Source organism: Flavobacterium sp. (genome assembly GCF_043760115.1).
Lineage (GTDB): Bacteria > Bacteroidota > Bacteroidia > Flavobacteriales > Flavobacteriaceae > Flavobacterium.
In genome coordinates this window covers 1-21,718 of the sequence record NZ_JAYUPK010000082.1, presented here as the reverse complement: position 1 = coordinate 21,718, position 21,718 = coordinate 1, and the positions used below count along the sequence as shown (strand labels likewise).

Sequence of the window (21,718 nt, the reverse complement as noted above, 5' to 3'; positions counted from 1 at the left end):
ATTTAAAAATTGCATCTCAAAAATGTATTAAATGTTCGTTCTAACGAAAATGTGTTTACTTGTTCTATAGAATTTGTGTTTCTATTTAATCTATAATTCTCATTTATATTACTTTTTGCATCCAAAAGATTTAGAACAGAAAACCCAAACAATAATTGAGATTTTTGACCAATTGATATTCCATAACTACCAGAAAAATTCATTTGAAAATAATCTTCAAGATTCGTAGAATTTGGTTTATTGTAATCTATTTCTGGATTTTCTGGAGTAGGAAAAATTGGCGTATTACTTAACGGAGTTGTATTTGTTTTTCCCGAGAACCATTTGGATCCAACCGCAATTTTTAATTTTTTATAATCATAAATTAATGCCATTGCAACATTGTGTTTTAATTCATAATTATTTGGAAAAATTGGAGTTGAATAGGTTTCAAAATTATAATCATTATTGGTATACGAATAACTTAACCAAGTTGTAAACTTATTCAATTGTTTTTGAATAAGAAATTCGGTTCCAAAAACGCTATAACTTCCATTGATTTTTTCAAATTCCAATTGGTTTTGAAAAGCTTGACTTCTGCTAGAAATTCCGTTTACGGTTTTAAAAAAATTTTCTAAACTAAGTAACCAATTGTTTTTTTTAAAAGTAAAACCTACAGAAACTTGATTGTTTTTAATAATAGGAACGGATTCATTATCTGCCAAAATCCATCTTCTTTTTTCTATTCCTAAAAAATCTTGCTGTAAATCTACAATTTGAGAAGTAACTTGACTTTTCTTTTCGCCAAGAATTTCTACAAAAAATGAATTAGAAAACGAGTAATTAAATTGCAATCTTGGTTCAAATAAATAAGTTTTTAATTCTTCAATATAATTTTGTCTAATACCAAAAGTTGTTTTTAATTTTTTATTGTCACTAATATGATTAAGTTCTGTAATTATGGCGTGCATTTTTAAAACATCTTTAATTTTTCTAGAAAATAATGGACTATTGATTTTATCAAAATTTCTAATTCCGATTTCATTAAACTGATAACCAGAGTTAAATTGCAATTTTGTATTTATTTGATGACTATTTTTTAAACGAAATCCTGTATCTAAAATGGTATTTTCTTGGTTAAAAATTTGATTATTTTGAATAGATTGATTTTCTGATGATACTTCGTAAAATGAACTATAAAAATTTAATTCGGTTAACGTTTTCTTATTCCAATTAATTTTTAAAGCAACATTTGCGCCTAGTGATTGTTGTTCTAAGAAACTATTTTTAGAGATAACAATATTGTTTTCTTTTTTGCTTTCTTTTAAATCTAACAAGTTTGAAATTGCAATTGCATCAAATAAAAAATCTATTTTAGAATTAATTTTTTGTTTGTATTGAACTGTAAAATCATAAAAATAAAAGTCTTCATCGTTAGCATAATTAATCAATTCGTTGTTGTTTAAATTGGTAACGGCAGTATTTTGAAAAATTCTATTGTAGTAACTTCTGTAGGTAGGAGAATTAGAAAAATCGGTATGAGATCGTCTTGCGCTAAGTTCTAAATTAGCATTTTTTGATGTTTTAAATTTTGCATAAACATCGGCATTAATCATATTTAAACCTACAGAAAACGCATTGTTTTCTATAGAAGTTGCGTGTGTAGAAATATCAACAACGCTTGAAACACTTTCTCCATAAAAGGCAGAACTTCCATTTTTTGTGACTTTAATTGTTTGTGCCAAATTGGGATTTAAAGCAGAAATTAATCCAAAAAAATGACCAGTTTGAAAAAGCCGAATTCCGTTCCAAAGAAATAAATTTTGATCGTGCGTTCCGCCACGAACATTAATGTTAGAAATGGTTTCGTCTACACTTGTTATACCAGGAATTTGGTTTAAAGTTTGAAAAATATCAACTTCAATAAGTCCAGGTAATAGTCCAAATTTTTTAGGTTTAATTTCATAAGTTCCATCAATTTTTTTAGAAATACCTTTGGTTAAATATACTTGCGTTACTACTTCATCAAGTTCATTAATAATAGGTTTTAAGTATATTTTTGGGCAATTTTCTTTGTATAAATCTTCTGGTTTAACGAGTAGATTTTCATAATTTACATGAGAAATTACAATTAAATTTGGCAATTTATTTTTAAGTTCAAAATAGCCGTTTTCGTCACTTATTATAGTAATTGCAACATCTTTTAAAGAAACATTAGCAGAAACTATAGGCAGTTTGGTTTCATTATCTAATAAAAAAGCACACAAAGGTTTGTCGAGATTTTTATTGTTAATTACAGAAATATAGGTTGCAGAAATTATCTTAAATTCAAGCTTAGTTCTATCTGATAAATAATTCAATTTCTCTACTAAAGTTAAACTTTTTGGTGGCGAAATAATTTTAAAAATTGTAATTTCCTCTTCAATATACGAGAACGTAACTTTATGTTGTTTTTCTATTGAAAGTAAAATGTTTTTTAGCAATACCAACTCTTCTTTGTTCTGAGAAAAACTACTCGTAACAAAAAATAAATTTATAATTAGTACATAAAAAAACTTCTTTATTATCATTTACTTTATTCAAAAATATAATTAGAATTATTTACTTTTTTTAATTGTAAATGATAGCTTGAGGCAATTATTTTTAAAGCAACATCTATATCGTTCATAGGAATTTTTCCTGTAAACAATTGATCTGATTTTATTTTAGAAAAGTCAATTGTAACTGCATAATTTCGTTGTAATTCTTCTATAATAGTATTGATTTTATCAGATTCAAATGCCATTTCATTATTTTTCCAAAACGGAATTGTGTTAGTAATATTTTTGTCAATAATCCTGTTATTATTTTCAAATGAAACTGTTTTACCTTTAGTTAAAATAATTTCTTGATTGTTGTAGTTTACTTTTACTTTTCCTTCAAAACAACTAATGTCAAACCTGTTTTTTCTTGCTTTTACATTAAATTGCGTGCCAAGAACTGTAACTTTACCTAATGAAGTTTTTACTTCAAATTTTTTGCCTTTGGCAACTTTAAAATACGCTTCGCCAGTTAAATTTAAAGTTCTATTGTCTTCCCAATTCCAATTTTTATATTCTATTTGCGATCCAGAATTTAAAAAAACCTGAGAGTTATCTGGTAATAAAAAGTTGTTTTTTTCTCCATTTTTTGCAATATATTCTTCGTTTGAAAAGGTATTAAAAGTAAATAATAAACCAAATGCTAGAACAAGTATTGCAGCAATTTTTACAAACCAGTTGTTGTAGAAAGAAATAACTTTTGGAGTGGATTTTTTAGATGACAAGATAGTAGCAAGAACTTCGTTTTCATTAAAACTTGATGTTTCTAAGGAAGCAGAATAGTTCTTTATTTTTTCATATAAATGATAGTCATCACTTTGCTTAAATTCTTTCAATTCAGCATCGCTCATTTCATCATTTATCCATTTGGCCAATAAGTAATTCTCTTCCATAATTTTAGTATCACTTTAATGAAACAGTTTAAGTATAGTTTACCCTACTTAAAGTTTTTAAATTCTTTTTTAAGTTCTGTAAGTGCAATATGCATTCTTTTTTCAACAGCTTTTACACTAATATTTAACTCTTCTGCAATTTCAGAATATTTTTTACCATCAATTCGGTGCATTAAAAAAGCAGTTCGTTGTGTTTCGTTTAAATTTTCAATTGCAGTAAGTAATTTATCTTTAAATTGTTTTTCTTCTAAAATAAATTCGGGACTTTCATTATTATAATCACTTAAAGAATTATTTTTTTGATAATTTAAAACAACTTTTTGGTGCGCAATACCATTTAATGATGCATTATTTGCAATGGTATATAAATAGGATTTAGCTTTTTCAACTGAAACTTCTGTACAGTTTTGCCACAATTTTATAAAAGATTCTTGTGTTATATCTTCAGCTTGTTGCTCATTTCCAAATTTATAAATAAGATAATTTCGTAATGAATTTACGTGATTTTTAAAAAAATTAGAAAAAACAGTTTCTTTACAAATTCCTGTATTTAAAGAGTTTTCCATACTATATGAAAGATATTTTTTTTAAATAAATAAAAAAATGAATTATTAAAGTAGGGTAAAGTTAAGTTATATTGTTTTATTATCAAACCATATCTATTTTTAATTATGAAAACAATAAAATACCTACTAGTAATTTGTATTGCATTAGTTTTTACAAATTGCCAAAAAGAAGAAGTTGAAATTGTTGATGAAACTGTTCCTAATAATGTAATTTCTTCTAACTCGACATTAACAACTTTAATTTCTAGAGTATCGCAAAATCCTACATCTAACGATAATGTTTTAGATAATTCTAGTTGTTTTAGCATTCAATTACCTGTAACAGTAATTGTAAATTTACAACAAATTATTGTTACAACTGCTGCTCAATATCAAACGGTTCAAGATGCAATAAATGCTTTTTCCAATGATGATGATATTGTGAACTTTGTATATCCAATAACAATTAATTTTCAAAATTTTGGCACGCAAGTAATTGCAAATTCGAATCAACTTGATGATGTTCTTGATGATTGCGATGACGATGATGGCTTTGATGAAATAGATTGTATTGCTGTAAATTATCCAATAACTATTAATGTTTATAATACTTCAACACAACAAGCATCAACAGTAACTATACAAAACAATATTCAACTTTTTGCATTTATTGCTACAGGACTTTCGTCTGGTGTAATTGCAACAATTAATTATCCTATTTCAGTTACTAATTCTAATGGTCAAAGTGTAGTTATAAATGATAATGCTCAACTACAAGATTTTATAGAAAATAGTATAGACGATTGCGACGATAATTCTTCTGGTGGTGGAAGTGGTGGTGGAAATAATCCAACATTTACAAGTGTTTTAACAACAGGAAATTGGAGAATTACTTATTCTTTTGATGATGGTGATCAAACTTTAATTTATGCAGGTTACAACTTTACATATAATGTTAACGGAACTGTTACTGCTGTTAAAAACACAACTTCAATAAACGGAACTTGGTCTACTTATGTCGATAGTGGCGAAAATAAATTTGAACTTTCATTTGATGGATTAATTCTAGATGAAATTGAAGAAGATTGGCGCATATTAGAATTTACAAGTACAACAATTGTCCTTAAAAATGTTAGTGGAGGAAATGGTGGTACAGATTATTTAACTTTTACAAAAAATTAATTCAAATCAATTTAAATAATAAACACAAAAATTATGAAACGACTTATTTTAATTCCAGCACTTTTTTTAGTTTTCATGCTAAATATTGCTTCAACTTGTAGTGATGATGATACGCCTACCAATTCTTCTGTAGATCCAACACCAGTTATAAACTCTGTAAATACTGGTAACTGGCGAGTAACGTTTTTTGAAGATTCTGGAAACGTAGAAACTACCAATTTTACTAATTTTAATTTCACATTTGGATCTGGCAATGTTTTAACAGCAAGTAACGGAACTAATAGTTATTCAGGAACTTGGTCTGTAACTTCAGATAATAGCGGTGATGATAGTCCAAGTAACGATTTAGATTTTAATATCGGATTTGTTTCACCACCAAATTTTGAAGAATTAACCGAAGACTGGAATATTATTTCTTATACATCTACAAAAATTCAATTAATTCACGTTAGCGGTGGAAACGGTGGAACAGATTATTTGACATTTGAAAAAAATTAAAAAGATTAATTTTAACAGGATGTAATTTATAAAATCACATCCTGTTTTTTAATTTCAATAATATGAAAAAAACATACTTTATTTTTATATTTTTATTTTTACTTAATAATGTTTATAGTCAAGCCCCAACATATAATTGGACGAAAGTTAATTATGGAGAATGGGATGATTATGCCACAGCAGTAGCAACAGATTTAAATGGAAATGTTATTGAAGCAGGACATTTTAAAAGTAACGATTATTTTAATGTTCAAGGGCAAAATTTAACCCTTTCATCAGTAATTTCTGGAAGTTATGATTATTCCGATTCCTATATTGTAAAATATGATTCTAATGGTAATGCTTTATGGCGTGTTAAAACTATTGGAACTTATGCAGAAAGAATTTTATCAGTTACTACAGATTATCAAGGAAATATTTATGCTACAGGATATTATAATGGCGATAGCACAACATTTGGTTCTATTCAAGTTAACAATACAGGTAATTTTTTTTGGAAAGCTTTTATAATGAAATTGTCTCCAACAGGAACTGTACTTTGGGTAAAGACAGAAGTTTCATCAGTTGGATTGTTTCCTAACACAACACCTGGAGCAGGTTTTTCGTATACTTCTATAAAGACAGATATCAATGGAAATATTTTTGTTTCTGGAAAATTATTAGCATCATCAATAACAATTGGAACAACAACATTAAGTAATAATCCAGATTTAAATTTAGTTAGCGCAAATATAGTTTTTGTAAAATATGATTCAGATGGAAATGTAGTTTGGGCAAAAACAAATCAAGGTGGTGGTTTTGAAGAATCCGGAAGATTAGATATTGACACATTAGGAAATGTTTATGCAATAGGTTCAAGTACCAGTAGTGTCCTTACTGTAAATACAACTTCGGCTACTCATCCAGGATATGAAATCGTGCCAAGTCCATTCGTTTTAAAAATGGATAATGATGGCAATACTGTTTGGCTAAAACGTTTTGGAGGATTTGATTTTTCAGATTATGGAAATGACATTTCTATTGATAATATAGGTAATGTATATGTTTGTGGTAGTTATAGAAGTTCTCAAATAAATTTTGCAGGACAACAATTAACTAATAATTTACAATCAACAACTACTCAAAGAAATCCAGATTTATTTATTGCAAAATATAATTCTGATGGAATAGAGCAATGGATAAAAGGAGCAACAATAATAACAAGTGGTTTATTTAATATGAATTCATTTGAAAATGCAAATGCTATAAATGTTGATGATAATGGATGTATATATTTAGTAGGAACATTTAGTTTTCCAATTAACATAGGAGGTTTTAATTTAATTAATAGCAATCCACCTGTAACTCTACCTTATGATGATGGTTTTATTGCAAAATTTAATTCAACAGGTAATGTAATTTGGGCAAAATCTTTTGGCGGACCAGGAAGTGATGAACCTAGAAAAATAGATTTAGATCAAAACGAAAATATCTTAATAGTTGGCTTTTTTAATAGTTCTTCTTCTGGTATAACTTTCGATAATAATTCTTATGTAGGACATTCAGGAACAAATCTTTTCAGAAACGATACTTTTATAACAAAACTAAATTCAAGCTTAGGTGATTGTTCATCATTATCAATAAATAATCAGTTAAAAACAAAAACAACTTTTGTATTTCCAAATCCAAGTAATCAAATTTTTAATGTTAAAAATGATGATATTATTTTAAAAATTAATGTTATTGATTTTTTAGGCAGGACAGTGATGACTAAAAATTTACAATCTAATGAAATAGAGCTGAATATGAATAGTTTTTCAAATGGAGTTTATGTTTTGGAAGTAATTAAAATAAATTATGAAAAAGATTTTATAAGAATAATAAAAAATTAATTAACCTACTGTTATGTTTAAAGCCATCCAATTTATTGGGTGGTTTTTTTATGCAACAATTTCTAAACTTTATCACATTAGAACTTTCCAACTTTAAGACTTTACCTTATATTTGCATTTCAATAAAAAAAACTACAATGTTCAATAACCTAAGCGAAAAACTAGACAAAGCATTTCATATATTAAAAGGTCACGGAAAAATTACCGAAGTAAATGTTGCCGATACTTTAAAAGAAGTACGTCGTGCCTTGCTTGACGCCGATGTTAACTTTAAAATTGCTAAAGATTTTACAACTAAAGTAAAAGAAAAAGCACTTGGTCAAGACGTTTTAACTACGTTGCAACCAGGACAATTAATGGTAAAAATTGTAAAAGACGAACTTACCGAATTAATGGGTGGCGAAGCAGCAGGAATTAATTTATCTGGAAATCCAACCGTAATATTAATGTCTGGTTTGCAAGGTTCTGGAAAAACAACTTTTTCTGGAAAACTAGCCAACTATTTAAAAACTAAAAAAAATAAAAAACCATTACTTGTAGCTTGTGATATTTATCGTCCGGCAGCAATAACACAATTAAAAGTTGTTGGAGAACAAGTTGGAGTAGAAGTATATGCTGAACCAGATAGTAAAAATCCAGTTTCAATATCAGAAAATGGAATTGCTTATGCTAAAGCAAATGGTTTTAATGTTGTAATTATAGATACTGCTGGTAGACTTGCAGTTGATGAAGAAATGATGACTGAAATTGCTAATTTTCACAAAGCAATTCAACCACAAGAAACGCTGTTTGTTGTAGATGCAATGACTGGTCAAGATGCTGTAAATACTGCCAAAGCGTTTAATGATATTTTAAATTTTGATGGCGTTATTTTAACAAAATTAGATGGAGATACTCGTGGTGGAGCAGCAATTTCTATACTTTCTGTAGTTGACAAACCAATAAAATTTATTGGAACTGGCGAAAAAATGGATGCAATTGATATTTTCTATCCTTCACGTATGGCAGAACGTATTCTTGGTATGGGTGATGTTGTGTCGCTTGTAGAAAGAGCGCAAGAGCAATATGATGAAGAAGAAGCTAGAAAAATTCAGAAGAAAATTGCTAAAAATGAATTTGGTTTTGACGATTTCCTTTCTCAAATTCAACAGATTAAGAAAATGGGAAGTATGAAAGATTTAGTTGGTATGATTCCTGGAGCTGGAAAAGCATTGAAAGATGTAGAAATTGAAGACGATGCTTTTAAACATATTGAAGCCATAATTCATTCTATGACGCCAATTGAAAGAACAAAACCTGCAGTAATTGATATGAAAAGAAAAACCAGAATTGCAAAAGGTTCTGGAACTAAAATAGAGCAAGTTAATCAGTTAATGAAACAATTTGAACAAATGAGTAAAATGATGAAAATGATGCAAGGTCCAGGAGGAAAAAATATGATGCGAATGATGGGCGGAATGAAATAATAAAAAAATTGGTACAGACGCGATTTATCGCGTCTTTTTTTATTATAAAACAACAACAACAACAATAACAATAAAAACCATCCGAAATGCAATTACTAGACGGAAAAAAAGTATCAGACGATATTAAAGCAGAAATAACTGCCGAAGTAAACTTGATGAAAGCCAATAATGAAAAAGTACCACATTTAGCAGCTATTATTGTTGGAAATGATGGCGCAAGTTTAACTTATGTTGGAAGCAAAGTAAAGTCGTGTCAGTTGGTTGGCTTTGAATCTACATTAATAAAAATGCCAAGTACAACATCTGAAACTGAATTGCTTAAAAAAATTATTCAGCTTAATGAAGATGATGAAATTGATGGATTTATAGTACAATTGCCTTTGCCTAAACAAATTGATACTCAAAAAATTCTAATGGCAATTGATCCTAGCAAAGATGTTGATGGTTTTCATCCAGAAAATTTTGGCAAAATGGCTTTAGATATGACCACATTTATTCCTGCAACACCATTTGGAATTCTAGAATTATTAGAACGTTATAATGTTGAAACTAAAGGAAAACATACTGTAGTTATTGGAAGAAGTCACATTGTGGGAAGACCAATGAGTATTTTAATGGGAAGGAAAGGTTTTCCTGGAAATTCTACCGTTACATTAACACACAGTTACACTAAAAATATTGCTCAAATTACTACACAAGCCGATATTATAATTACTGCGCTTGGAGTTCCAAATTACTTGAAAGCCGAAATGGTAAAAGATGGAGCAGTTGTAATAGATGTTGGAATTACTAGAGTTCCAGACGAAACAACCGAAAAAGGTTATCGAATTACTGGCGATGTAGATTTTGATTTAGTTTCTAAAAAAGCATCTTACATAACTCCAGTTCCTGGTGGAGTTGGACCAATGACTATTGCAATGTTATTAAAAAATACTTTATTGGCAAGAGAACAAAAACGTTTAAAATTACAATAATTAATGATAATTTCTGAAGTAAAAACAGAACAGCTTTTTATAATTCAAGATTTAGCATATAAAATTTGGCCTTCTACTTATGGCGAAATTCTCTCTAAAATTCAATTGGATTATATGTTAGATAAATTTTATAATTTAAACTATTTACAAAATCAATTAGAAAATGGGCAAAATTTTATTTTAATTTCAAATGAAAATGTAATTGTTGGTTTTGCATCGTATGAATTTAATTTTGAAAAATCTAACAAAACAAAAATTCATAAAATATATGTTTTGCCAGAAATACAAAGAAAAGGAGTTGGTAAAATTTTGATGGATTTTATTAAAAATAAAGCAGTTGAAAATACTAATTTAGGTTTACTATTAAATGTAAATAGATTTAATAAAGCCATTACTTTTTATGAAAAATACGGATTTACTAATGTAAGTTTAATAGATATTGAAATTGGAAATGGCTATTTAATGCAAGATTATGTAATGGAGTTAAATTTATAATACAATAAAAAATGAAAGTACATACTAAAAAAGGAATTGATAAACTTTTGTTTGGAATGAAACAAAAAGATGTAGAATTGTTATATGGTAAACCAAACAAACACTATAAAGACGATGATAAAAATATAATTTATCTATACAATCTAGAAAAATTACGATTGACTTTTTATGAAGATGAAGATTTTAGATTGGGTTATATAATTTCATCCAATTCAAAATTAGAATTATTTGAAAGCACAATAATTGGAAAAGATATAAAAACAATTAAAAATAATTTAATTGAAAAAGGCATAAAATCTTGGGAAGTTGAAGATTTTGATTCTACTCAAAATCATTTTAATGAACCCAATTGGATAATTTTGCAAAGTGAATTTGATGAGGTTATCAAATTAGAAATAGGAGCAATTATTAATGATAAAGACGAATTTGATTGGAAATTTAATGCATAAAAAAAGGGACAAACGTCTCTTATCTTAGCATCAGTTGGGGATTTGACTAGCAAAATGTATCGATTTAAAACCGATTTCCAAGTACAAAACCAACTTTAAAGTTTGCCTAAAACCCCAATTCCGACAAACCGCTTTTTGCGGATCGTTTCTTTTCTTTAATTTTCGATTTCGTTTTCAATTAAAGGTTTGTAATTTTTATATCTTGTATAAATATCTTTCTCAAATTTTTCATTCCTGATTTCAGTTTTTTTTCCGTAAATGTCAGTATCAATAATTGTAATTCTGTTATCAAAAAGTTCTACGCTTGCAAATTCCCATAACGTGTCTTTACTAATTTTCATAAATGCTGTTTGAGTTCCGCCATAAATTATAAATGCATCCAAACAATTCAACTCTTTATTATATCTTATGTTTGGAAAATTTTCTGAGTTTCTTATGTATTTCAGTTCTCCTTTTGGTTTGTCAAAAATAAATAATTTTCTAATTTCATTTGCTCCTCTAGCGGCAACAGAAGATTGAAAAGTCATATCATTCAGTCCATCGTTATTAAAATCTTTAATTTCAATATCACAACTTGTAAGTCCATCTTTCTCGAATTTTAAGTTTTGCTTTAAATTCCATTTTGTGTTTTGTTTTTCAAAGAATTTAATTTCAACATAAACACTATCCAAACTTCTGTATTTTTTTAAATCAATTCTAAATTTACCTTTTAAACCAATATTTACGCTGTCAATAAATTCTTCTTCGGTAATTAATTTTTCAAATTGATTTTTATTTACAACTTTTGATTTTATTTCAGTTTTGTTTTCGCTTTTTTTGTCTTTGCAACTAAACGTAAAAATCACAATTACAATAAAAAATATTTTCTTCATTTGTTCTTTTAGATATTGATTTTGCTAAGTTTTGTGAAAATATCTGCCAACTTTAAATTTGTCTCTTTTATTATAGAAGTCGTTTAAACTTTTTTAATTGAATTGAAAAAAGTTTAAACGACTTTACAAAATTATTTTTTTGGATTTCCGTCTAAAAGTTCAATTTCAAAAATAATATTTGAATTTGGCGGAATAACATTTCCTGCGCCTCTTTCTCCATAACCTAAATTGGCTGGAATGAATAAAGTTGCTTTGTCTCCAATATTCATTAAGTTTAAACCTTCTACAAAACCAGGAATAAATTGATATTTTCCTGCTTGCGCTTGCATTGGTTGGTATCCATTTCCTGAAGCTCTGTTTTGATCAAATTTTCCAAATTCTTTAGTAACACTTTCAATACAACTGTCAAATAAAGTTCCGTCTTCTAAAAATCCTGCGTAATTAATTAAAACTGGTGCGCCATCAATAGGTTTTACATCACTACCTTTTTGAGTAATTAAATATTTTAATCCTGATGTGGTTGTAGTTGCTTTAGCTTTTGCAGTATTTAAAACAGCAACTTTTGCAGCCATTACTGTTCCAAATTTTTCAACATATACTTTTTTAGCTTGAGCATCAATTTCTGCTTGTTTTTTCTTGCTTTCAGCATCAATTAAAGCTTGTTTTTGTTTAGCTTCGGCATCTATTATAGCTTGTTTTTTATCATCTTCTCCTTTATTGGCAAAGTAATCAGAAAAAACTTTAGCAGCATTAAATTTCATTGCTTCGCCACCTTTTCTTGAAATTGTCACTTTCGTAATTAAATCATCTTGTGCAATTGCATTTACAACATCCATTCCTGTAACTACATGTCCAAATATAGAATGCTTATTGTTTAACCAAGAAGTTTCTTTATGAGTTATAAAAAATTGTGAACCATTAGTTTTAGGTCCAGAATTAGCCATTGATAAAATTCCACCTTTATCGTGAACTAAACTTGGATCAAACTCATCTTTAAATGCATAACCTGGTCCACCAGAACCATTTCCATCAGGATCGCCACCTTGAATCATAAAATCTTTTATAACTCTGTGAAATTTTAAATCATCATAAAACTTTTTACCTTTAAATTTTTCTGCAACTTGAGTATTTGTTCCTTCAGAAAGTGCTATAAAATTAGCAACAGTAATTGGTGCTTTTTTATATTCTAATTGTACAACAATTTTACCTTTAGTAGTTTCAATTTCTGCAAAAATTCCTTCGTTACTATTAGAAGTTGCAGATTTAGTTGTAGTTGTTTTAACCGCTTTTTTTACTGTTTTTTTCTTTGTTTGAGCATTAGTTATTGTTAATCCTAAGAAAAGTAACAATACAATTTTTAATTTTAGTTTCATTAGTTATAGATTTAATTTAATAATTTTTATGTGTAAATGTGTTATTTATTTTCTAATAATTCTACTTCAAAAGTAATATTTGCATTGGGCGGAATTACATTTCCAGCACCATTTTCTCCATAAGCTAAGCTTGAAGGTATAAAAACAACTGCTTTATCGCCAATACTTAATTTGTTTAATATCTCTTCAAGTCCAGGAATCATTTGACCTGGCTTTCCAACAACATAAGGTAAAACTTGATATCCGTTTTGTGCTGCTCTTTGTAAATCTAATTTTCCAAAAGCTTTTAAATTTTCTACATCGCTAGAATCAAACAATTCACCATTTTCTAAATAACCAGAATAGGCAACAAGTACAGAAGTTTCGTTGGCAGGTTTTTTTCCAGAACCTTTTACTAAAACACTATATTGAACTCCAGAAGCAGTTTTTGTAGCTTTTGATTTGGTTGCTGCTAAAAATGCTAGTTTATCTGCAATCAATTTTTGTAAAGCATCAGCATCAATCTTGGCTTGTTTTTTTTGTTCTTCTGCAGCAATACTAAAGTAATCGCTAAAAACTTTTACAGCATCAAACTTTTTTGCATCTTCTCCTTTACGAATTATTTTCACAGAATTTATTACATCATCTTGAACAATTGTATTAACAACATCCATACCTTTTTCTACAACATGACCAAAAATAGTATGTTTGTCATTTAGAAAAGGTGTTTCAACATGAGTAATAAAAAACTGACTACTGTTTGTTCCTGGACCAGAATTAGCCATTGCTAGCAAGCCACTTTTGTCAAATTTTAAATCGCTAAATTCATCTTTAAATTTATAACCTGCATCTCCAGTTCCGTTTCCTAATGGATCGCCACCTTGAATCATAAAATTTTCAACTACTCTATGAAATTTTAAACCATTGTAAAATGATTTATTTTTATAATCGTCAGATACAAATGTATTTGTGCCTTCTGCAAGAGTTACAAAATTGGCAACTGTAATTGGCGATTTTTTATATTCTAATTCCAATAAAATGGTTCCTTTAGAAGTTTCTATTTCGGCATACAATCCATCGGCAAGTTTTTCATGTTTATCTGTGCAAGATGTTACTAATAAAACTATTACAATGGTAATTAAACTAATTATTCTTTTCATTTTTATTATTCTGGAGTTACTAATTTAGGTGTTGTATTTTGTTTTTTCGGAGTTGTATCAAATTTAAAATCATTAAGAGTTACAGTACAAATTAATGGTTCGTTGGCACCAATTTTGTCATTATCGCCATGATATCCAAAAGCCATATTAGATGGAAATAAAAAAGTAACTTTTTCTGTTTTACGCATTAATTTTATTCCATCACGCAAACCCATCATAATATTTTGCTTGTCAACAAGATAAGTTTGAGGTTTTAATTCTTCTTGAGAATATATAATGTTACCTTTTAAATCTTTAATTTCATAATCAAAAAAAGCAACATCACCTTTTTTAGGAGTTATAGAATCAGTTTCATTTTTCGTTTCATAATGATACCAATATCCTTTTTTAGAACCAATATATTTTACTTCAGGATTACTTTTTATTATGGTTTGAATTTGATTTTCTTCGCTTTTATTTAATTTTATATTTCGCTCTACAGATGCATTTAAAAACTCACCAGATGATCTAGAAATTGGCATTCTTGCTTGTTGTTGCTTGCAACTAATTAAAGTTAAAAGCACAACTAGTAAAGTTAAAAAACTTTTTATATTTTTCATTTTCAATTAATTAAATTCTATTTTTGAAACTAAATATTCAAATTTTTTGATGGCGTTTTCAATTGAATCATACGATTTTCCACCAGCAGCATTAATATGTCCGCCACCACTAAAATGATCTCTTGCGAATTGATTTACATCAAAATTTCCTTGTGAACGAAAGGATATTTTAATCACATTTTCTTCTTTATTTTCTATAAATATAGCTGCAAAAATAATGCCTTTTATTGATAATCCATAATTTACAATACCTTCTGTATCGCCTTTTTCATAATGAAATTCGTCCATTTCCTTTTGAGAAAGTGAAATATAAGTGGTTTTATATTGTGTTAAAACTTTCATATTTTGCAATGCACGACCTAAAAGCTGTAATCTATTATAAGAATTATTGTCAAATAATAAGGTTGGAATTTCAGTGTTTTCTACTCCTAAATCAATAAAATCGGCTACAATTCTGTGTGTTTTTCCAGTTGTTTTAGGAAATTTAAATCCTCCAGAATCGGTAAGAATTCCGGTATATAAACACGTTGCAATAGTTTTATCAATAAGTTCTTTTTTACCTAAAAGTGCTATAAAATTGTAAACCATTTCGCAAGTAGAACCAAAACTTGTATCAGAATAAGTATATTTGGCATAACTATCTGGCAATTGATGATGATCTATCATAATCATTGGAGCAGCAAGTTTGTTTAAAACGTTTTCCATTTCGCCAGTGCGATGCAAAGCATTAAAATCTAATGTAAAAATTAAATCTTGTTCTTGCAGAATTTTAGCAACATTTTCTTTGTCGTTTTCATAAACTAAAACAGTTTCTGATGCTGGTAACCAAGCTAAAAAATTTGGAAAATCATTAGGAATGACTACAATTGGTTGTTGATTTAATTTTAGCAAAAAATGATACAATCCAAGTGTTGAACCCATTGCGTCTCCATCTGGACTTCTATGCGGAATTATTGCAATTTTATTAGGTGTTGCAAGTAATTGTTTAATTTCTGTAATGTCTTTTTCATTCATAGTGTGCGAAAATACTAAAAATTACTAAATGGTAAGTACAGATTAACATCATTTTTTGTGTTTTATTTAGAAACAAAAAGTCCTATCCAAACTGCAAAAAGCCCAAAAATTATACTTAAAGCAATGTATGAAAATGCAAGTAAAGAATTATTATTTATAAAAAGCGAATAATTTTCATATCCAAATGTAGAAAAAGTAGTAAAACCACCACAGAAACCAGTAATTAATAACCATTTAAGATTGGAATTTGCTAAATTATTTTTCTCTAGAATACCTATGATTAATCCAATTAAAAAACAACCCAAAACATTAGTAATAAATGTTGCTAACGGAAAATAATTAGCCCAATATTTACTAATAAAAACAGTTGTTAGATAACGAAGAACACTTCCTATTGCTCCTCCAATGGCTATGTAGATTATTGTTTTTAGCATTTAATTTAATTTTTTTAATGTCTATTTCCTTTCCAAGTGCCACTATATTTATAGAATTCTAATTTTTGAGATTTTTCACAACATAATTTACATACAAAAATCCAAGTTTTACCTTTTGTAATTTGAATTCTAAAAAGTATGGTTTCTTCTAGATTACATATTTCACAAATTTTAGTTTTCATTTCTATTCTGTTTATTTTTAAAAATTAAAAACTATTTCGTTTGTTATAAAATTCTGTTTACTAAGGTATAATTATTTTTTTTAAATATAATTATAAGATTAACGTATAAAAATGTAAGTTTAAAGATTATTTAAATTATTATGGAACAAAATAAGTTATTTTTAGTTAAAGAAATTAAACGTCTATCTAATTTATTGGACGTTAAATATAATAATGAATTAAATTTTAGAAATCATTGTTATTTACGCATTGCATTTGATGCTACTATTGGTGATAAATGGGATTTGAAAGTGAAGAAACCTTTTGTTAAAAACGCTACTGAAGAGCAACTTACAACAGTTTTACAATTATTAAATAAATATATAATTGATAAAAATTCGTTGTTATTTGACAATGAAAAAAGTTTACTATTTAGAGAAAATCAAAAAATAATTGAGAATAAATTGAATCCTGAATTATTCTGATTTGACACTTTTTAATTCTTTCAAGGTCACATAATCTAGAGCTTTTATGTTGGTTGCTTCTAAAATTACTGGTGGTGCAACTCCAGCTTTTAGCGCTTCTTTCCAGCGAAGTGCACACAAACACCAAACGTCTCCAGATTTTAAACCAGGAAATCCACTTGCTGGATAAGGTGAAATTAAGTCGTTTCCTTGAGACAAAGAATAGTTTAAAAATTCATCAGTAACAACTGCTGCAACAACGTGAACGCCACGATCTTTAGAATCTGTTGCGCAAAATCCTGTTCTAAAAAAACCTGTTATTGGGTCAATACTTGCTAATTTCAAATCTGTACCAAGTACATTTTTTTGGGTAGTTTCCATTTTTTTTATTTTGGTATTTTTGTTTGTTTCGGTTTCACAATTTTCTTTGGTTTGATTTTTATTTTGTGCTAATAACGAGAAATTTATACTTAATAATAGAATTATAATTGTTACTTTTTTATAATTATTTGGTTTCATATTTTTATGATTTACTTCAAATATACTTAAATTTATTTATATTTTTATAAGTTTGAATTTTACAAAAGACAAAAATTTTTAGTCCTGACAGTAATGGAAATCCTTTTTTTAATTGCCTTGGGTTTAAACCCAAAGCAATTAAAAAAAGATTGAAATGTATGGCAGGAATTTCGTAAATAGAAATGCCTAAGCCAATAGCTTCAAATAAAAATATTAAATTGTTACATCTACTTTTTATTTTCAATCGAAAAAAGTACTTTTGCCTATGCAACACAACGTACTTATTTTAGATTTCGGTTCGCAATACACACAACTTATTGCTCGTAGAGTTCGCGAATTAAATATTTTTTGCGAAATTTTTCCTTATAACAATTATCCAACTGATTTATCTTCTTACAAAGCTGTTATTCTTGGCGGAAGTCCGTTTTCTGTTCGTGCAGACGATGCTTTAAAAATTGATTTATCTAATATTCGTGGCAACTTGCCTTTGCTTGCTGTATGTTATGGTGCGCAATATTTAGCACATTTTTCTGGTGGAGAAGTTGCTGCTTCAAATACAAGAGAATATGGTAGAGCAAATCTTACTTATATTAAGGAGAACGAAAAATTCTTTGAAAATGTAAATTTGAATTCGCAAGTTTGGATGTCGCACAGCGATACTATTAAACATTTACCAACAAATGGAATAAAACTGGCAAGTACAAATGATGTTGAAAATGCAGCTTACAAAATTGAAGGTGAAACAACTTATGCCATACAATTTCATCCAGAAGTATATCATTCTACTGATGGAAAACAAATGCTTGAAAATTTCTTGGTAAAAATTGCCGAAGTTCCTCAAAATTTTACTCCAAATGCTTTTGTTGATGATTGCATTAAAGAGTTGAAAGAAAAAGTGCAAAATGACAAAGTTGTTTTAGGACTTTCTGGTGGAGTTGACTCTAGTGTTGCTGCTGTTTTGTTACACAAAGCAATTGGAGAAAACTTATATTGTATTTTCGTAAATAATGGTTTACTTCGTAAAAACGAGTTTGAAAGTGTTCTTGACCAATATAAAGGAATGGGTTTAAATGTAAAAGGAGTTGATGCTTCGGCACGTTTTTTGACTGAATTGGCTGGAGTTGATGATCCAGAGACGAAACGTAAAATAATTGGTAGAGTTTTTATAGAAGTTTTTGACGATGAATCGAAAATTATAGAAAACGTATCTTGGTTGGCACAAGGAACAATTTATCCAGATGTAATAGAATCTGTTTCTGTGAAAGGTCCAAGTGCAACTATAAAATCACATCATAATGTTGGTGGTTTGCCCGATTTTATGAAACTTAAAATTGTTGAACCACTAAGAATGTTGTTCAAAGACGAAGTACGTAGAGTTGGAAAAACACTAGGAATTGATGCTGAATTATTAGGTCGTCATCCGTTTCCTGGTCCAGGATTATCTATAAGAATTTTAGGAGATATTACGCCAGAAAAAGTACGTATCTTGCAAGAAGTTGATGCCATTTTTATTGAAGGATTAAAATCGCACGGTTTGTACGACAAAGTATGGCAAGCTGGAGCAATTTTACTTCCTGTAAATAGTGTAGGAGTAATGGGTGATGAACGTACTTATGAAAAAGTTGTAGCTTTGCGCGCTGTAGAATCTACAGACGGAATGACTGCCGATTGGGTACATTTACCGTATGAGTTTTTGATGAAAATATCAAACGAAATTATAAATAAAGTGAAAGGTGTAAATAGAGTAGTGTATGACATTAGTTCTAAACCACCAGCAACTATTGAGTGGGAATAAATAACAATATCAATGTCAATGTCAAAAATCAATTTCAAATTACAAAAATCATATTTTTTTATTGATATTGAGTTTGATTTTTGATATTGCAATTTAAATCTTAAGTTATGTTAAAAAAAATCTTTAGTATATTATTTTTAATAATTACAAGTTTTGTATCGGCTCAAAGCTATATAAAACACACCGTAAATACTGATGAAACAATTCAGACAATTGCCAAAAAATATAAGGTAACACCATTTGATATTTATAAATTAAATCCCGATGCTCAAAACGGAATTCAAATAACCGATGTTTTATTGATACCTAAAAGTATTGTTAAAGAAGATAATGTTGAGGTAAAACCTAAAGAAACTACACCAAATAAACCCAAAGAAGTTGTTGTAGTTAAACCAAAAGAAGCAGTTATTCCAAAGCTTATAGCTAAAACGCATACTGTTGTGGCAAAGGAAAGTTTGTACTCTATTTCGAAAAAATATAATATTTCTATTGAAAGTTTAAAAAATTTTAACCCTTCTTTAAAAACTGATAATTTACAACTTGGACAAATCTTGTTAGTATCTGGAAAACCAGTTCCTGAAAAATTAACAGAAAAGAAAATAATAGAAAAGGTTGAAAAAAAAAGCGAAGTTAAAGTTGAAAAAACTGTAGAAGTTAAAAAATCTATTGCAACTTTTACTCACGAAGTGCAACCTAAAGAAACCAAATACGGAATTGCAACCAAATACGGAATTTCAGTTGAAGAATTGGAAAAATTAAATCCAGAAATTTTAGAAAATCTTCCTATTGGGTTTAAATTAAAAATTGTAAAGAATGGTTTTAAACCAGAAATTGTAAAAGATATAAAAGTTCAAACAACTAACCCAAAAGCAGAAGTTGTTCCAATTAAAACTATTAATTTTCTTGTTCAAAGTGGCGAAACAATTTACAGTTTAACACGAAAATTTAATACCTCAGAAGCTACTTTACTTGCATTAAATCCAGATTTAAAAGATGGTGTAAAAGAAGGAATGACGTTAAAAGTTCCTGCAAACACCTCTATAACGAATGAGTTTAAAAGCGAATTTAAAGATTTTACAAAATCAATTTCAACTAAAAACAAAAAGAAATTAGTATTATTTTTGCCTTTTAATGTTAGCAAAATTCAAAGTGATTCGTTAACCTCAATTGGCGAACGACTAAAGAAGGATAAATTTTTAAACATGACTTTAGATTTTTATTCTGGTGCAATAATGGCAATTGATTCTGCTAAAGTTCTAGGATTAAATTTAGATATTCAAATTTTAGATTCAGAAGAAACTAAAAATTCAACTTCGGCTTTAAGCCAAATTCAAACAAACGATTTTAGTGATACAAATGCTATAATTGGTCCGTTTTATCAGGTAAATATTGAAAAAATCGCATCAGAGTTAGAGTCTAAAAACATTCCAGTAATTTCTCCATTGTCTAAAGATGAAGGAAAATCGTATGCTAATTTATATCAATCAATGCCACAAAATGATGCCATAAAAAATGCAATGTTTAGTTATATGCGAGAGAAAAATGGAAATATTATAAGTTTTGTTGATCCAAAAAAACCATTGATAAAACAATACATTTTAGACTATCAAAAAGATGTAAAAATTGCTGGACTTTCAGAAAAAGGAGGATTTGTTGCAGACAGTATCAAGAAATATTTTGTAAAAGACAAACTCAATTTTGTTGTAATGGCAACCGAGAGAACAGAAACTATTATTACAATTACCAATGTTTTGGCTAATGCAATGAAAGAATATCAAATTCAGTTAGTACTTTTAGAAGCAAATGATAATATCGATTTTGATGAAATTCCGTTATCACGATTAACAAAGTTAAAATTGACTTATCCTTCATTAACAAAAGAAAATACTTCTGGTGAAGCTAAGAAATTTGAACGCGCTTATAAAAAGAAAAATAAAGTATTTCCAAATCAATATGCAACTCGTGGTTTCGATTTAACTTTAGATACAATGTTACGATTATCTCAAGAAAAAACATTTGAAGAAACTTGTAATACTATTGCAACAGAACAAGTTGAAAATAAATTTGAATACAGCAAAAAATTATCTGGAGGATATGCCAACAATGGTTGCTACATTTTATTTTATGACACTGATTTAACTATAAAAACTGCACAATAATGACTTCCAAAATAATCTATTTAGGACATTTACGAACATCGTCAGTTCACGTACAATCTGGTACAGAAATTCTTTCAGATGCGCCAGTTGATAATCACGGAAAAGGTGAAGCATTTTCGCCAACAGATTTAGTTGCCAACGCATTAGGAAGTTGTATTCTAACTATTATGGGAATAAAAGCCCAAGACTTAAACGTAGATATTTCTGGAACAACAGCAGAAGTTACCAAAATAATGCAAACTGAACCAAGAAGAATTG

22 protein-coding genes are annotated in these 21,718 nt (G+C 28.2%); 11 read left to right on the top strand and 11 right to left on the bottom strand.

Features of this window, described 5'->3' with window-relative positions; translation table 11 throughout:
* Positions 1 to 2: 2 nt before the first annotated feature.
* From ACH2BC_RS06965 to ACH2BC_RS06955, 3 genes are read right to left on the bottom strand one after another with little or no spacing between them, the layout of a single operon-like run.
* Positions 3 to 2,549, bottom strand: coding sequence for a TonB-dependent receptor plug domain-containing protein (locus ACH2BC_RS06965; RefSeq protein WP_395053269.1), 2,547 nt, complete (start codon positions 2,547 to 2,549; stop codon positions 3 to 5).
* 5 nt (positions 2,550 to 2,554) lie between these two features.
* Positions 2,555 to 3,451 (bottom strand): FecR family protein, encoded by an 897-nt coding sequence (locus ACH2BC_RS06960; RefSeq protein ID WP_395053268.1) that lies wholly within the window; start codon positions 3,449 to 3,451, stop codon positions 2,555 to 2,557.
* 44 nt (positions 3,452 to 3,495) lie between these two features.
* Positions 3,496 to 4,017, bottom strand: a complete 522-nt coding sequence (locus ACH2BC_RS06955) for an RNA polymerase sigma factor (protein ID WP_395053267.1) — start codon at positions 4,015 to 4,017, stop codon at positions 3,496 to 3,498.
* Positions 4,018 to 4,122: 105 nt separating this feature from the next.
* Here ACH2BC_RS06955 and ACH2BC_RS06950 point away from each other — a divergent pair, with 105 nt between their 5' ends.
* The 7 genes from ACH2BC_RS06950 (at position 4,123) to ACH2BC_RS06920 (ending at position 10,931) form a co-directional block, all read left to right on the top strand.
* On the top strand, positions 4,123 to 5,178 hold the full coding sequence (locus ACH2BC_RS06950) for a hypothetical protein (protein WP_395053266.1): 1,056 nt from the start codon (positions 4,123 to 4,125) through the stop codon (positions 5,176 to 5,178).
* 33 nt (positions 5,179 to 5,211) lie between these two features.
* Complete coding sequence (locus tag ACH2BC_RS06945; protein WP_395053265.1) at positions 5,212 to 5,676, top strand: hypothetical protein; 465 nt, start codon at positions 5,212 to 5,214, stop codon at positions 5,674 to 5,676.
* 62 nt (positions 5,677 to 5,738) lie between these two features.
* Positions 5,739 to 7,547, top strand: coding sequence for a T9SS type A sorting domain-containing protein (locus tag ACH2BC_RS06940; protein ID WP_395053264.1), 1,809 nt, complete (start codon positions 5,739 to 5,741; stop codon positions 7,545 to 7,547).
* 137 nt (positions 7,548 to 7,684) lie between these two features.
* Positions 7,685 to 9,013, top strand: a complete 1,329-nt coding sequence (gene ffh / locus ACH2BC_RS06935) for a signal recognition particle protein (RefSeq protein ID WP_395053263.1) — start codon at positions 7,685 to 7,687, stop codon at positions 9,011 to 9,013.
* An 86-nt stretch (positions 9,014 to 9,099) separates the two neighbouring features.
* Entirely contained in the window at positions 9,100 to 9,987 is an 888-nt protein-coding gene (locus ACH2BC_RS06930; protein ID WP_395053262.1) for a bifunctional 5,10-methylenetetrahydrofolate dehydrogenase/5,10-methenyltetrahydrofolate cyclohydrolase, read from the top strand.
* A 3-nt stretch (positions 9,988 to 9,990) separates the two neighbouring features.
* Complete coding sequence (locus ACH2BC_RS06925; RefSeq protein ID WP_395053261.1) at positions 9,991 to 10,482, top strand: GNAT family N-acetyltransferase; 492 nt, start codon at positions 9,991 to 9,993, stop codon at positions 10,480 to 10,482.
* Positions 10,483 to 10,493: 11 nt separating this feature from the next.
* On the top strand, positions 10,494 to 10,931 hold the full coding sequence (locus ACH2BC_RS06920) for a hypothetical protein (RefSeq protein ID WP_395053260.1): 438 nt from the start codon (positions 10,494 to 10,496) through the stop codon (positions 10,929 to 10,931).
* A gap of 155 nt (positions 10,932 to 11,086) precedes the next feature.
* On the opposite strand, the gene ACH2BC_RS06915 is transcribed toward ACH2BC_RS06920, so the two are convergent.
* The 7 genes from ACH2BC_RS06915 to ACH2BC_RS06885 form a co-directional block, all read right to left on the bottom strand.
* The gene (locus tag ACH2BC_RS06915) at positions 11,087 to 11,803 is read right to left on the bottom strand and encodes a hypothetical protein (RefSeq protein WP_395053259.1); all 717 of its coding nucleotides are present in this window, start codon (positions 11,801 to 11,803) and stop codon (positions 11,087 to 11,089) included.
* Positions 11,804 to 11,934: 131 nt separating this feature from the next.
* Positions 11,935 to 13,176 carry a peptidylprolyl isomerase gene (locus ACH2BC_RS06910; protein WP_395053258.1) on the bottom strand — a complete coding sequence of 414 codons (1,242 nt, stop codon included), beginning with the start codon at positions 13,174 to 13,176 and terminating at the stop codon, positions 11,935 to 11,937.
* A 41-nt stretch (positions 13,177 to 13,217) separates the two neighbouring features.
* The gene (locus ACH2BC_RS06905; RefSeq protein ID WP_395053257.1) at positions 13,218 to 14,315 is read right to left on the bottom strand and encodes a peptidylprolyl isomerase; all 1,098 of its coding nucleotides are present in this window, start codon (positions 14,313 to 14,315) and stop codon (positions 13,218 to 13,220) included.
* A 5-nt stretch (positions 14,316 to 14,320) separates the two neighbouring features.
* Complete coding sequence (gldI, locus tag ACH2BC_RS06900) at positions 14,321 to 14,914, bottom strand: gliding motility-associated peptidyl-prolyl isomerase GldI (protein WP_395053256.1); 594 nt, start codon at positions 14,912 to 14,914, stop codon at positions 14,321 to 14,323.
* 6 nt (positions 14,915 to 14,920) lie between these two features.
* Entirely contained in the window at positions 14,921 to 15,928 is a 1,008-nt protein-coding gene (locus ACH2BC_RS06895) for a bifunctional oligoribonuclease/PAP phosphatase NrnA (protein WP_395053255.1), read from the bottom strand.
* 62 nt (positions 15,929 to 15,990) lie between these two features.
* A complete protein-coding gene (gene crcB / locus ACH2BC_RS06890; RefSeq protein ID WP_395053254.1) occupies positions 15,991 to 16,362 on the bottom strand; it encodes a fluoride efflux transporter CrcB in 372 nt (123 codons plus the stop codon).
* A gap of 14 nt (positions 16,363 to 16,376) precedes the next feature.
* Positions 16,377 to 16,544: a hypothetical protein gene (locus ACH2BC_RS06885; protein WP_395053253.1), complete on the bottom strand. Its 168-nt coding sequence runs from the start codon at positions 16,542 to 16,544 to the stop codon at positions 16,377 to 16,379.
* A gap of 140 nt (positions 16,545 to 16,684) precedes the next feature.
* On the opposite strand from ACH2BC_RS06885, the gene ACH2BC_RS06880 reads away from it, so the two are divergent.
* A complete protein-coding gene (locus tag ACH2BC_RS06880) occupies positions 16,685 to 17,008 on the top strand; it encodes an acetyltransferase (protein ID WP_395053252.1) in 324 nt (107 codons plus the stop codon).
* Here ACH2BC_RS06880 and ACH2BC_RS06875 read toward each other — a convergent pair.
* A complete protein-coding gene (locus ACH2BC_RS06875; RefSeq protein WP_395053251.1) occupies positions 17,000 to 17,506 on the bottom strand; it encodes a DUF2237 family protein in 507 nt (168 codons plus the stop codon). The genes ACH2BC_RS06880 and ACH2BC_RS06875 overlap by 9 nt on opposite strands.
* Before the next feature lie 265 nt (positions 17,507 to 17,771).
* Here ACH2BC_RS06875 and guaA point away from each other — a divergent pair, with 265 nt between their 5' ends.
* The 3 genes from guaA to ACH2BC_RS06860 form a co-directional block, all read left to right on the top strand.
* Positions 17,772 to 19,301: a glutamine-hydrolyzing GMP synthase gene (gene guaA / locus ACH2BC_RS06870; RefSeq protein WP_395053250.1), complete on the top strand. Its 1,530-nt coding sequence runs from the start codon at positions 17,772 to 17,774 to the stop codon at positions 19,299 to 19,301.
* Between the two features lie 107 nt (positions 19,302 to 19,408).
* Positions 19,409 to 21,460 (top strand): LysM peptidoglycan-binding domain-containing protein, encoded by a 2,052-nt coding sequence (locus ACH2BC_RS06865; RefSeq protein ID WP_395053249.1) that lies wholly within the window; start codon positions 19,409 to 19,411, stop codon positions 21,458 to 21,460.
* The coding region (locus ACH2BC_RS06860; RefSeq protein ID WP_395053248.1) for an OsmC family protein at positions 21,460 to 21,718 on the top strand (259 nt) is incomplete at its 3' end. The genes ACH2BC_RS06865 and ACH2BC_RS06860, both read left to right, overlap by 1 nt.